A 13028-nucleotide genomic window follows, 5' to 3' on the forward strand; every position below is an offset into this window, starting at 1 on the left:
ACGGACTGCCGCACGCGACGGCCACTACCCCGGGGATCAACCCTTGCGCCGCCGACTCCTCGCCCTGATCCTCTGTCTGTCGATGACGACCGGCTGCGGCGCGCGGAGCGGCACGCCTGACACCGTCCCCGAGACCGGCCCGTCGCGAGAGGCGTCCGCCGGGGTGGAGCTCGCCGAGGCGTCAAAGGCCTTCGAGCTGCTGGGAAGGCTCGACGACGCCTGGCGCGACCGGGACTGCGCGACCGTCGAGAAGCTCACCACCTGGGCGGAGAGAGCGCTGGGCGGTCGTGCCTGTGAGGCGACCCGGAACGGCCGCCCGGCCCCCGCCAGGAAGTCCTACACCGACGTGGAGATGTACCTGCCCGGCGTCGCCGGCCAGGACCGCTGGTTCGTCGCCCTGGCCCGCGAGCCCGACCCGGCCTACTTCCTGTTCCTCCAGGAGGAGGGCGAGTGGCGGCTCGGCGCCGGTCCCATCCCGGTCCGGGGCGAGCCCCGCGAGCCGACCGAGGGCGCGGTCCCCACCGACGACCCCGTGGCGGGGGTCAAGGCCCGGCTCGTGCCGCAGCGCTACCTGGCCTACCTGACCGACCCCGTCGGGGTGAGCGGGGTGACCTTCCCCAAGGGTGACCCGGTCCGGGGTCTCTTCGACGACCTGTTCGAACGTCCGTCGCGCGTACGGCCCGACCGCCTCACCGCCGACGTCCGCCTGCTCGTCGGCCCGCAGCGCGCGTTGATGCTGCCCACCGGGGGCGCCCTGGTCATCCACGCCCTGGAGATCGAGTACCGGCAGAGGGCCCGTCCGGGCCGCTCCTCGCTGGCCCGTCCCATCTACGGCAGGACCGACCTGCGTGGCTTCACCGGCAGGACCAGGACCGCGAAACTGACCGGGACCGAGGTCGTGCTCGTCGCCACCGAGACCATCGGCAGCGGCTCCAAACTCGCCACGGCGGGCATGCGCCGCGGCCTCGCCACCCTCACGGCGGACTGAGCGTCCCCGGACGGCCGTTCTCGGATTCCCTGCCGGTGTTTCGGTCGTCCCTCGCTCCCGGTCGCCTCCGGGCCGGTTCCGCGTGGCTCGGGTCGCTCCTGGGCCGGTCTCCGGCCGGTCTCGGTCGCCGGTCGTTCATCGGCAGGCTCCCGTGGGCCCTGTTCGCTCCTCAGGTCCCAATCGGCCTCGGCCGGTCCCCGGTACGGCGCCTTCCGACGGCCCGCAGACCGCTCGCGGACCGCCTGCGGACGGCCCGCAGACCGCCCGCGGTCGCCCGTCATCCGCCCACCGCCTGGTCCCGTACCGCGTGACAGTAAACTTGACCCCTGTGAGCAGCCCTTCTTTGGCCGGTCCCATCGGCCCCGTCGTCGGCATGATCGGAGCGGGCCAGCTGGCCCGGATGACCCAGCAGGCGGCCATCGCCCTCGGTGTCGAGCTGAGAGTCCTGGCCAACTCGCCCGACGAGAGCGCCGCCCGCGTGATCGCCGACGTGCGTCTGGGCGACTACCGTTCCCTGGCCGACCTGCGCGACCTCGCCAAGGGATGTGACGCGGTCACCTTCGACCACGAGCACGTGCCCACCGAGCACGTCCGCGCCCTGGCCGAGGACGGCTTCGCCGTGCACCCCGGGGCCGACGCGCTCGTCCACGCCCAGGACAAGGCGGTGATGCGCGAACGGCTGACCGCGATCGGCGTTCCCTGCCCGCCCTGGCGGCGGATCGAGACGGCCGCCGACGTCGAGGAGTTCGCCGCGGAGAACGGCTGGCCGGTCGTGCTCAAGGCGGTCCGGGGCGGCTACGACGGGCGCGGGGTCTGGGTCTGCCGCTCCGCGGACGACGCGACCGAGGTCCTGGCCTCAGGCGTTCCGCTGATGGCCGAGGGGTTCGTGCCGTTCGAGCGGGAGCTCGCCGTGCTGGTCGCCAGGTCGCCGCACGGGCAGGGGGTCAGCTACCCGGTGGTGGAGACCGTCCAGCGCGACGGCATCTGCGTCGAGGTGCTCGCCCCGGCCCCCGGCCTCGACCCCGAATGGGCCGCGGTGGCCCAGCGGATCGCCCTGACCATCGCCAAGGAGCTGGGCGTGACCGGGCTGCTGGCCGTGGAGATGTTCGCCACCTCCTCGGGGCTGGTGGTGAACGAGCTGGCCATGCGCCCGCACAACAGCGGCCACTGGACGATCGACGGGGCCCGCACCTCCCAGTACGAGCAGCACCTGCGCGCGATCCTCGACCTCCCGCTCGGGTCGCCCGCGCCGACCGCCCCCGTGGTGGTGATGGCCAACCTCCTGGGCGGCGACGACCCCGACATCTTCTCCCGGTACGAGCACGTGATGGCCCACGACCCGGGCATCAAGGTCCACTTCTACGGCAAGGAGGTGCGGCCGGGCCGCAAGATCGGTCACGTCACCGCGATGGGCACCGACCTGGACGAGGTCCGCGAGCGCGCCCGGCACGCCGCCGTCTACCTCACCGAGGGAAGATACACCTGAGCCGACGGCTCGACTTTCCGGCCCGCCGAGGCGCCGGGACCACCCAAAGTCCGTAAGTCGCCATGCCCCCGAAAGGGCACCGGGCCGTCCGGAGTCCCCGGAGTCCCCGGAGTCCCCGGAGTCCCCGGAGTCCCCGGAGTCCCCTCCGGGGCCCCGTACCACCGAGAGCGCCGCACCGGCGTGACCACGGCACCACCGCGAACGCGCGCGGCCCCCGGGCCGCGAGGCAAAGGAGACGCAATGACCACCGTCGGCATCGTCATGGGCAGCGACTCCGACTGGCCGGTGATGAAACTCGCCGCCGAGGCGCTGGCCGAGTTCGGGGTGGCGTTCGAGGCCGACGTGGTCTCCGCGCACCGCATGCCCGAGGAGATGATCGCGTACGGCGCGGGGGCGGCCGGGCGCGGGCTGAAGGTGATCATCGCGGGTGCCGGGGGAGCCGCCCACCTGCCGGGCATGCTCGCGTCGGTGACCCCGCTGCCGGTGATCGGTGTCCCCGTCCCGCTGAAGTATCTCGACGGTCTCGACTCGCTCCTGTCGATCGTCCAGATGCCCGCGGGGGTCCCCGTCGCGACCGTCGCCGTCGGGGGCGCCCGCAACGCGGGACTGCTGGCCGTGCGGATCCTCGCCGCCGCCGACGAGGGCCTGCGGGCGAGGATGGAGGCGTTCCAGCTCGCTCTCAAGGATCAAGCCCACGCCAAGGGCGAGAAACTTCGGGCCGAGGCCGCCCAGCTCGGCGCCTGATATCACCACTTTTGACCGATAGCTCGACAGCATCGCGGATAGAAGAGGGCACGGCGGGAAGGGGAAGATCTCCAAATAGCTTGGAGGTCGAGAACCATGAGGAACGCTATCCGCGCCATCCTCGGACTCACGATGGCTGTGCTGGCGGTGTGGGGAAGCGTGGGCGCGGGCGAGAGCCCGAAGCCCGTCGACTCCGCGGTGAGCTCCGTGTCGACGCGCTAGCCCTGTCACCCTCGCCCGGAAGTTGCCGGGAAAGCCGGTGATTGCCGGGGAACGGGTCATTCGGGCCGGGCGAAATTTTCGACGACGTCGACGAAGTCGCGGTCTTTGTCGTTGCGGACGTCGCGAGCGGTCCGGATACTGTGTTCGTGGAGCCCGCCGCCGTTCGTGGAGCCGCCGCCGTCCATGAAGCCGGCACCGTCCATGAAGCCGAAGCCGCTCGTGAAGCCGCCGTTGCCTCTCTGGGGCCCGGTGCCGCTCGTGGGGGCACGGCAGGGGTGGTCACGCCCGGGACGTGGCGCGGGCGTGCCGGTGTCGCGGGACGATCCGCTCGAAGACCCCGCCCGTGGGGCGACCGCCGACATAGCGAAGGTGAGACGACGTGGAAGCAGACCTCAGCAAGGCCGTCTGGCGCAGGGCGGCCCCGGAGGGGGACGAGGGCGGTAACTACGTCGAGGTGGCCGTGATCGAGGCCCCCGAAGAGGGACACAAGGCCGGGTCAGGCTCTCTTTACGTATTGCGCGATTCCAAGAATCCCGACGGGCCGAAGCTGTTCTTCACCCGCTCGGAGTGGGACGCCTTCGTCGGGGGCGTGAAGCTCGGCGAGTTCGACAACTGACCGGCCGGACCGGGACCGACAGGGGGGCCTTCGCCGGTGGCGGGGGCCTTCTCGTCGTGGGTCTCCCGAGGGTTCCCCGGACGGCCGCGATCGGGTCGCGTGCCAGGTCAACCCGCTGGAAGGCGCGGGGTTCGCCCTCACGGCCGCCCGCTCCCCGTCGGGGTGAAAGACCTTTGTCGGACGTGCGGGAAGAAGCGGTTTCGCGGGCTGCCCGCATTTGCCACAACGGTAATGCTCTCACCGTAATAACCATCAAAAACGTTCTATAGCCAACCTAGAAGCGCCCAGCCCGCTTTGTGGCGGTATGTCCCATATCGTAGTAATTGTCATATCCGGGAGATTACTGCGAAAGGGGGCGTCCTCATGGGTAACACGATGTTCCCGGGAGGGGGCTGGCCCGCCCACGATCCGTACTGGCGCCGTCGTCGTCGCCGTCGTCGCCGCTGGCGTCGCTGGTACCGCTGGGACTACTGGTGATGTTCGGAACCGGTGACGCGAGAAGGTCGTGGTGACCGATGTGATTCTGAGAAGTCGACGCTTACCTGACGGGTTCCCGGTGTCAACCGGGAACCCGTCGTCATGTCCGGGGTCGTACGCGAAGGGCACGAAGGGCGCGGTGGGCGTACCGGAGAAGCACGGCGGGTGTACGCGGAGGGCCCGGCGCGGCGGGGCGGACCCGGGCTGAGGGGGCGGCCCAAGGTGCGACGGGTCGGGCTCAGGGCCAAGGTGCGGCGGAGCGGGCAAGGCTCAGGGACGTCCCAGGGCAGGGCGGGCTGGGCTCAGGGACGTCCCCGGGGGCCGCGGGTCGGGCTCAGGGGCGGCCCAGGGCGCGGTAGTGCCAGCCGGAGGCCCGCCACGTCTCGGCGTCGAGGGCGTTGCGACCGTCGACGATCTTGCGGGAGGCCACCACGGAACCCAGCTCCTCGGGGTCCATGGTGATGAACTCCTGCCACTCGGTGAGCAGCAGCACGACGTGGGCGTCCTTGGCCGCGTCGAGGGCGGAGGCGCCGTAGGAGAGCCCGGGATGGGCCTTGCGGGCGTTCTCCTGGGCGACGGGGTCGTAGACGGTGACCCGGCCACCCTGCTCGCTGATCTTGACGGCGACGTCCAGGGCGGGCGAGTCGCGGATGTCGTCGGAGTTGGGCTTGAACGCGGCGCCGAGCACCGCGACCGTGCAGCCGCGGAAGGAACCCCCGGCCAGCTCGCGGGCCAGGTCGACCATGCGGGCCCGGCGGCGCATGTTGATCGCGTCGACCTCCCGCAGGAAGGTCAGCGCCTGGTCGGCGCCGAGCTCGCCCGCCCGGGCCATGAAGGCGCGGATGTCCTTGGGCAGGCAGCCGCCGCCGAAGCCGAGACCGGGGTTGAGGAACTTGCCGCCGATGCGGTCGTCGAAGGACAGCGCCAGCGACAGCTGCTTGACGTCGGCGTGGGCGGCCTCGCAGACCTCGGCCATCGCGTTGATGAAGGAGATCTTCGTGGCGAGGAAGGCGTTGGCGGCCACCTTGACCAGCTCGGCCGTGGGGTAGTCGGTGATGACCATCGGGGTGCCCATCTCCAGCATGGAGGCGTACACCTCCCGCATGATCTTCTCGGCCCTGTCGGAGGCGGAGGCGACGCCGAGCACGATCCGGTCGGGGTGCAGGGTGTCCTTCACCGCGAAGCCCTCCCGGAGGAACTCCGGGTTCCAGGCCAGCTCGGCGCCCGCGCCGATGGGGGCCAGCCGGGCGAGCTTGTCGGCGAGGCGCTGCGCGGTGCCGACCGGGACGGTCGACTTGCCGACGATCAGGCACTCGCGGTCCAGGTGGGGGGCGAGCGACTCGATCGCGGCGTCCAGGTAGGAGACGTCCGCCGCGTACTCTCCCGGCTTCTGGGGGGTGCCCAGGCACAGGAAGTGCACGTCACCGAAGGCCGCGGCCTCCTCGTACGAGGTGGTGAAGCGCAGCCGGCCGTTGGCCAGGTTGCGCCGCAGGATCTCCTGCAGGCCGGGCTCGTAGATGGGCAGATCGCCGGCCCGAAGGCGGTCGATCTTCTCCGCGTCCACGTCGAGGCTGAGGACTTCGAAGCCCAGCTCGGCCATGCATGCGGACGTCGTCGCACCGAGGTATCCGGTTCCCACGATCGTGAGGCGGTAGGCCACTGGTGCTCCTTTCGGTTCTGCCCAATTCTTTGCCGACAGGGTACCGGCATCCGACGCATCCACTTTGCCACCAGGGCAAACGCCGGGGGACATATCACATGGGGTGGAGCGCTCCACGTTTTGTTGGACGTCCTAGTATTTGCCCATGAGCTACCCTCTCTACGCGCTGCCCGAAGAGCACGAGATGCTCCGCGAGACGGTCCGAGCCCTCGCCGACGAGAAGATCGCCCCCCGCGCCGCCGAGGCCGACGAGAACGCGGAGTTCCCGGCGGACAGCTACAAGGCGCTCGTCGCGGCGGACCTGCACGCCGTACACGTTCCCGAGGAGTACGGGGGCGCCGGTGCCGACGCCCTCGCGACGGTGATCGTCATCGAGGAGGTGGCGCGGGCCTGCGCCTCGTCCTCGCTGATCCCCGCCGTCAACAAGCTCGGCACCGTCCCGCTGCTGCTCTCGGCCTCCGAGGAGCTCAAGCGGAGGTATCTCACGCCGGTCGCGGCGGGTGACGCGATGTTCTCGTACGCCCTCTCGGAGGCCGAGGCGGGCAGCGACGCCGCCGCGATGAAGACCCGCGCGGTCCTCGACGGCGACCACTACGTGCTCGACGGCGCCAAGATGTGGATCACCAACGCCGGGGTGTCGGAGTACTACACGGTGATGGCCGTCACCGAGCCGGGTGCCGGGGCCAGGGGCATCTCCGCGTTCGTCGTGGAGAAGGGCGACGAGGGCGTCAGCTTCGGGGCCAAGGAGCGCAAGCTCGGCATCAAGGGCTCCCCGACCCGTCAGGTCATCCTGGAGAACGTGCGGATCCCCGCGTCCCGGATGATCGGCGAGCCCGGCACCGGTTTCAAGACCGCCCTGGCCACCCTCGACCACACCCGCATCACCATCGCCGCCCAGGCCCTCGGCATCGCCCAGGGCGCGCTGGACTACGCGATCGGCTACGTCAAGGAGCGCAAGCAGTTCGGCAAGGCCGTCGCCGACTTCCAGGGCGTCCAGTTCATGGTCGCCGACATGGCCATGAAGCTGGAGGCCGCCCGCCAGCTCACCTACGCCGCCGCGGCCAGGTCCGAGCTGGCCATGCACGGCGAGCCGCAGAAGGACCTCACCTTCCTCTCCAGCGCCGCCAAGTGCGCCGCCTCCGACGCCGCCATGGAGATCACCACCGACGCCGTCCAGCTCCTGGGCGGGTACGGCTACACCAGCGACTACCCGGTCGAGCGCATGATGCGCGACGCGAAGATCACCCAGATCTACGAGGGCACCAACCAGATCCAGCGCATGGTGATGGCCAGGCAGCTGCTGAAGTAGGTCGTCGGCCGGCGCAGACCCCGCAGCGGCGCGAACGCGTGCGGGGTTCGTCCTGCTTGCCGCCGTGTTCACGTTGAACAGCGCTGGTACGCCACGCTGTCGCCGACATCGTGCGGGTCCTCGTGTGCTCTGGACCGGTCGGGGGACACGGCTTGGACACGGGCGAGAGACGGATCACATTGTTACGGGCGTGCTCCAGGTTATGGAGGCCCCGAACGGCGAGTGCTGACGAGAGACGCGCCGCGGCGTGTTCGTGCTCTTTCTCTGCCGTACTCCTGCCGGAATTCCGCTCCCGAACGTCACCTGGGAGCGGAACCCCGTTGTCCGTTTTGGAGCGTAGGAGAGGAGGGCCAGGCTCGCCGAGTGCAGGAGGAAAACGGCGGTTCCCGTGATCGATGTCGTGGGCCGGGGCCGGCAGGGTGTCTCGATCCCAGTGGCCGCGTAATTGTGGAACGGGCTTGTGTCGCCGTGGTGCAGGAAGAACTCCAAAGACCACCATGGACGGCCTCTGTATGATCTTCGACGTGACAGGGCCGACCCGGCGTTCCTCCTTCAACGGGTCACCCTGAGATGATTTCCCGCCCTGTCCCGCCGCTACTCCGCAGATCAGGAGGCGTTGCTGTCGCGAGCTAGGGGGTGAGGCTGAGAGAGGTGACGTCGTCCACGATCGGGGAGTCGACGCAAAGTGCCCTCTCGCCGATGAGAGATTCGGTAATGAGGACTGGGGCTTCGAGGGCGTGGCGGAGACGGCCTATAGGCTTACCCGTGCGGCTCGCTGTCTCGATGTTTCCTGAGAGGTTCACTTACGGGTTGTGGACGCCGGTCTTCGGCGGAACAGACGATTATCGGAGCTCTGCCGGCCGACGTCACGGGCGCCGAACGCTCACCGCGGAGGGCGCGCCGGAAAATCGGACGGCGTAACCTGCGGATCGAACGCTGTGTATCGGCTCGCCTTCTCAAGCATCGTTGGCCGACGTGGTGTCTCCAGGCGAGTGCCTCGCTAGGAACTCTCTCAGGTGGGATTCGCCGTCCAATTGATCGCGCGTCAGGGTGATCTCCTGCCCGTCTTCCGTGTTGATGGTGATGACGACCTCGTCCTCGCCTTCGCGCTGCATTTTTTTCCGCAATCTCGCAATGATTGCGGCAGTCAGGTTGATCATGCTTGCGCCGGCCAGTACGGAAACTATTAGCTCGGCAGGTTCCATGGATACCTCCTGCTAGAATTCCGATAGGATCGCGCACGAAGCGCTGGTTATCATCGCTCCAAGCAGCATGTATATGGAAAGATCCATATATCGTTCCGCTTCGGAAGGTGGCGGGGCGCCCCCGTATGACCCTGCGCAAATAATCGCAAGCAAAACCGATATTGAGACCGCGACGGATTTTGATATCTGGATTCCCGGGCTGTCGGGCACCCTGGCCATGGTCTTCAGTTCAAAGAATAACTCACCAATGCCTGCGGCAATGATTCCCGTTGACACTAGGTAGAGTTCGCCTGTCCCGAAAACCGCAACTTCGAATCCGGTGCTGGGCTTTCCATTTGTGTAAAACCGAGACGCGTTTATTATTACCGGGCTAAGGCCTACCATTATGCTGACGATTAACCATTTTGTCATTCTGGCCCAGATCCTGTGGCCCAGGGAATGTGGTGAGCCTGACGCTCCGCCGGGGGTATGGGGGGTCATATTGATCTCCTGTCAACCTCAACCTATGTACATGGTGCCGCTTCTGAATGTTGATGTCTACTGATCGCTCATTGAGTGTCGCTTTGGTCATGAATTGTCCTTTGATGGATCGCTGTTGCGGTAGATGGAGGTGAATATCGATCTACGGTGGACTGCCTGTTTCGGGATCATGTCTGTGACCTGCTGAATCTCGGGTTGCCTCTCGATAAGATCAACGGATCATGATTATGCTTCGTGTCTGCTCTGGGAGAGCTGGTTTTCCTCCGCTCGCAGGACAAAGGGGCATTGCCGTGAGGAGTGCCTCCCTCCTTTTGGAAAGATCGCCGCGGGTGTGATCACAACTCTGACGGAAGTGCTCTTCGGGCGCACTCGCCCTGGACGGAACCGGCGGTCGCCAACGGCGTGCTGAGTGATATGGGGCGGCACGCGGAGGGCCGGCTCACGATGGCCGTGCCGCGATGTTCGGACGATGATCAGGCACAGGAGTTCGCCGACGTGCTGGACGTGCGCGTACCGGGCCGCGGGAGAGGCCACCCGCGAGGCTGGGGCCCGCTCTCGGACGGACCGGAGATCGGTGAAGCGGCGCTTCCGCGGGTGCCACCGGAGTGAGCCGGAAAGAGCGATGACCTCTCCCCGTCGACAAGTGGGTGGCGGGCCCGGGGCTCGGACGAATGTGACCGCCGATCGTACGACTCACGTTGCGGATAAGTCACGATGTCGACTCTCCAGAGTCACGGCGACGGCCTTTCCGGGTTTCAACGCATCCAAGTGGATGAGTGATGCCATGAAGGGGAACTTTATGCACACAAAAGGATTATCGATGGCGACCGGAACACTCGGGTTGGTGTTACTCGCCCCGGTCGCCGGTTGCGTCACGCCGCCGACCCCGTCCTCAGCCCCTGTCACGGCTTCGGCCACACCCGCCGCGGCCGGTACGGCGCCACCGATCGTATTAGGAGGTGGGCGGGTGAGCTTCGAACTTCCTGCCGGGTGGACCTGGAAACGCTGCCAATTCCCGCCCGCCGATTGTGTCGGGTTGGCTCATCCCGGTCTGCCCGAATACAGCGCACCGATCATGGTCGACATCATCACTCCGGTGGAAGGCATGCCGGCCGACCCCTACCTCACGCGGAAACCTCCGGACATTCCCGGGAGGATGCGCACGTCCTGGCGGCAGACGAAGATCGACGGCCTGCCGGCGCTCAGATTCGAGGACACCGGTGGCGTCGACGGCAGCATCTCGGTATACGGCTACACCCGCGCCGGTGACAGGGTGAACCTGAGCTGCTTCCTGCCCAAGCGTGAGGCGAGAACCCGGCAGGCCTGTAACCACGTCGCCGCCACCCTCAAGATTGAGAACTGACCACGGGCGTCCGCGGATCCCGTCGTGCGCGTTGTCTGTCTGGATTAAGCCCTCATGGTGGAATTCGGCTTCGTCGCCGGACCGGCACTCGTCGCAGCCTGGCCGTTGTTCGGCCTGGCGGCCTCCGCCTTCGTCCTAACGACGGGCATCGTTGCGGTACGTAGCCGATGGCGAGGCGGCACGGCGTCGTGGGGTCCCGTGTTCCGGCGTGGGCTCGCGGCCGGGTCGGCTTGCGCCGCATGGGCGACGATCGCTTACGGGCTTGACTCGGCTGCCGTGTCGCAGGGCCGGGGCGGGCGCTGGAAACGGGCCTGGTGGAGGGCGCGGGCATACTGGGGGACGTGCCACGACGTGATCCACGACCCCGAGTCCGTTCCGCGCTCGCGCCCGACGCCTCGTGCCCGTGCGGGCTGCCTGCGACGTACGGGGACTGCTGCGGGCGGCTGCACCGCGGCGAAGCGTCCGCGACGACGGCCGAGGTGCTGATGCGGTCGCGGTTCAGCGCCTTCGGCGTCGGTGACGGCGAGTACCTCCTGCGCACCTGGCATGCGTCGACGCGTCCATCGGTCGTCGAGCTCGATGACTCGGTCCGGTGGACGCGCCTGGAGGTGCTGGAGACAACCGGCGGCAGTTCCTTCCACACCGAGGGCACCGTCCGCTTCCGCGCCCACTACGTCGAGCGCGGCGAGGAGGGCCACATGGAGGAACACAGCCGCTTCGCCCGGCACGGGGGCGACTGGGTGTACGTCGGAGCGATCTAGGAATCGCGTCCCGCGACGCCGGAGCGCTTTGAGCACCGCTCTGAGAAACGGTGTCTCACCACGTCATGGCCGCGGCGGTCGCGCCCGGCCTGCGGAAACACGCGGTCTCCTCGCCACTTTCAACGTATAGCGGACAGGGGGGCTTGCGGCAAGGCCCCGGTGACGGTCCAGAATTCGGGGCCGTGAGCCGAACCGGCGCGTGGCGAGCGGAGACGGACGCGTGTGCGGGCTCACGCCGACCATGGCCCGGCCGACCGTGGCCGCGGCTGTCGCGAGGAGCGAGAAGCGAAAAAAGGGGGAGTTTCGATGCGTGTTCTGCTGTCGACGATCGGGTCGCGCGGTGACGTCCAGCCGGTGGTGGCGCTGGCGGTGCGGTTGAGGGAGCTCGGCGAGGAGGTCCGGGTGTGCGCGCCCCCCGACTTCCGTAACTGGATCGGCGGCCTCGGGATCCCGTTCACGCCCCTCGGCCCCGAGCTGCGCTCGACCGGGAAGGCCGACCCGGCGGCGGCCCCGCCCTCGCCCGAGCAGCGGCGCCGGATGGTGGAGGCCTCGGTCGCCGACCAGTTCGAGACGCTGCTGGTGGCGGCCGAGGGCTGCGACGTCATCGTGGCGGGCGGGTACCTGGTGGTGGCCGCCCGCTCGGTGGCCGAGCGGATGGGGATCCGCTACGTCTTCGCCGCCTACTGCCCGACGGCCCTGCCCTCCCCGCACCACGCGCCGCCGCCGCTGCCGACGGGAGGCGCGCCGGTGGACGGTACGGCCGACAACCGCGAGCTCTGGGAGCAGGACGCGCGGCGCTGGAACGCCGTCTTCGGCGCCGCCCTCAACTCCCACCGGGCGTCGGCCGGCCTGGCCCCGGTCGACGACGTGCGGAGCCACATGTTCACCGGCAGGCCCTGGCTGGCCGCCGATCCGGTGCTGGGACCCTGGCCCGGGCCAGGGGATCCGGACGTGGTCCGGACGGGCGCCTGGATCCTGCCGGACGAGCGTCCGCTGCCCGTGGAGCTGGAGGCGTTCCTCGACGCCGGTGAGCCGCCCGTCTACTTCGGCTTCGGCAGCATCCGCGCCCCGCACGACCTCGGCAGGACGATGATCGAGACGGCCCGTGCGCTCGGCCGGCGCGCGGTCGTGCTGCGTGGATGGGCCGGCCTGGCACCGCCGGCCGACGAGCCCGACTGCCTGTCCGTAGGGGAGGTCAACCAGCAGGCGCTCTTCCGGCGGGTCGCCGCCGTCGTGCACCACGGTGGCGCGGGCACCACCACCGCGGCCGCGCGGGCCGGGGCGCCCCAGGTCGTCATCCCCCAGAACTTCGACCAGCACTACTGGGCGCGGCGGGTCGACGACCTCGGGGCCGGGGTCGCGCACCCGCCCGGCACGCCGGCCGTCGGCTCGCTGACCGAGGCTCTCGGCCGCGCGCTCCGGCCGGACGTGGCGGCCCGTGCCCGCTCCCTCGCCGGCGAGGTACGCGCCGACGGGGCGGACGTCGCCGCGCGGCTGCTGGTGGCCGTGGACGCTCGCGGCTCGTCCTGAGGCGCTCCTACAGGGGCGCCGACCAGGTAGAAGGCGCGGAGACCCGGCCCGGGAGCAGGTTCCGGGACCGGGTCTCCGCGCGTCTCTGAAAGACCGCGCGTCTTGGGAAGGCCGCGCGTCTTGGGAAGGCCGCGCGTCTTGGGAAGGCCGCGCGTCTTGGGAAGGCCGCGCGTCCCGGAAAGGCCGC

12 protein-coding genes are annotated in these 13028 nt (G+C 69.1%); 8 read left to right on the forward strand and 4 right to left on the reverse strand.

The features are described from left to right. Positions 1–43: 43 nt before the first annotated feature. The 3 genes from ACFYWM_RS18885 (at position 44) to purE (ending at position 3218) form a co-directional block, all read left to right on the forward strand. Positions 44–988 (forward strand): hypothetical protein, encoded by a 945-nt coding sequence (locus ACFYWM_RS18885; protein WP_389916277.1) that lies wholly within the window; start codon positions 44–46, stop codon positions 986–988. Positions 989–1361: 373 nt separating this feature from the next. Next, positions 1362–2474: a 5-(carboxyamino)imidazole ribonucleotide synthase gene (locus ACFYWM_RS18890; protein WP_389916527.1), complete on the forward strand. Its 1113-nt coding sequence runs from the start codon at positions 1362–1364 to the stop codon at positions 2472–2474. 240 nt (positions 2475–2714) lie between these two features. After that, complete coding sequence (gene purE / locus ACFYWM_RS18895; protein ID WP_389916279.1) at positions 2715–3218, forward strand: 5-(carboxyamino)imidazole ribonucleotide mutase; 504 nt, start codon at positions 2715–2717, stop codon at positions 3216–3218. A 278-nt stretch (positions 3219–3496) separates the two neighbouring features. Here the strand turns inward: purE and ACFYWM_RS18900 are convergent, their stop codons facing one another. Continuing rightward, complete coding sequence (locus ACFYWM_RS18900; RefSeq protein ID WP_389916281.1) at positions 3497–3643, reverse strand: hypothetical protein; 147 nt, start codon at positions 3641–3643, stop codon at positions 3497–3499. A 176-nt stretch (positions 3644–3819) separates the two neighbouring features. Between ACFYWM_RS18900 and ACFYWM_RS18905 the strand changes: the two genes are divergently transcribed. Next, the gene (locus ACFYWM_RS18905; RefSeq protein ID WP_389916283.1) at positions 3820–4056 is read left to right on the forward strand and encodes a DUF397 domain-containing protein; all 237 of its coding nucleotides are present in this window, start codon (positions 3820–3822) and stop codon (positions 4054–4056) included. Between the two features lie 811 nt (positions 4057–4867). On the opposite strand, the gene ACFYWM_RS18910 is transcribed toward ACFYWM_RS18905, so the two are convergent. Then, positions 4868–6193, reverse strand: a complete 1326-nt coding sequence (locus ACFYWM_RS18910) for a UDP-glucose dehydrogenase family protein (protein WP_389916285.1) — start codon at positions 6191–6193, stop codon at positions 4868–4870. A 145-nt stretch (positions 6194–6338) separates the two neighbouring features. Here ACFYWM_RS18910 and ACFYWM_RS18915 point away from each other — a divergent pair, with 145 nt between their 5' ends. Beyond that, positions 6339–7502 carry an acyl-CoA dehydrogenase family protein gene (locus ACFYWM_RS18915; RefSeq protein WP_389916287.1) on the forward strand — a complete coding sequence of 388 codons (1164 nt, stop codon included), beginning with the start codon at positions 6339–6341 and terminating at the stop codon, positions 7500–7502. A 956-nt stretch (positions 7503–8458) separates the two neighbouring features. Here ACFYWM_RS18915 and ACFYWM_RS18920 read toward each other — a convergent pair. Together ACFYWM_RS18920 and ACFYWM_RS18925 are read right to left on the reverse strand one after the other, a co-directional pair. Continuing rightward, positions 8459–8707, reverse strand: coding sequence for a hypothetical protein (locus ACFYWM_RS18920; RefSeq protein ID WP_389916289.1), 249 nt, complete (start codon positions 8705–8707; stop codon positions 8459–8461). A 12-nt stretch (positions 8708–8719) separates the two neighbouring features. Then, the gene (locus ACFYWM_RS18925) at positions 8720–9187 is read right to left on the reverse strand and encodes a hypothetical protein (RefSeq protein ID WP_389916291.1); all 468 of its coding nucleotides are present in this window, start codon (positions 9185–9187) and stop codon (positions 8720–8722) included. A 967-nt stretch (positions 9188–10154) separates the two neighbouring features. On the opposite strand from ACFYWM_RS18925, the gene ACFYWM_RS18930 reads away from it, so the two are divergent. The 3 genes from ACFYWM_RS18930 to ACFYWM_RS18940 all read left to right on the forward strand — a co-directional run bounded on the left by ACFYWM_RS18930 (position 10155) and on the right by ACFYWM_RS18940 (position 12841). Then, complete coding sequence (locus ACFYWM_RS18930) at positions 10155–10550, forward strand: hypothetical protein (RefSeq protein WP_389916293.1); 396 nt, start codon at positions 10155–10157, stop codon at positions 10548–10550. A 332-nt stretch (positions 10551–10882) separates the two neighbouring features. Then, positions 10883–11311, forward strand: a complete 429-nt coding sequence (locus ACFYWM_RS18935; protein WP_389916529.1) for a YchJ family protein — start codon at positions 10883–10885, stop codon at positions 11309–11311. Between the two features lie 306 nt (positions 11312–11617). Further along, positions 11618–12841 carry a glycosyltransferase gene (locus tag ACFYWM_RS18940; protein WP_389916295.1) on the forward strand — a complete coding sequence of 408 codons (1224 nt, stop codon included), beginning with the start codon at positions 11618–11620 and terminating at the stop codon, positions 12839–12841. Positions 12842–13028: the final 187 nt, after the last annotated feature.

Source organism: Streptosporangium sp. NPDC002721, from assembly GCF_042888905.1.
GTDB lineage: Bacteria > Actinomycetota > Actinomycetes > Streptosporangiales > Streptosporangiaceae > Streptosporangium.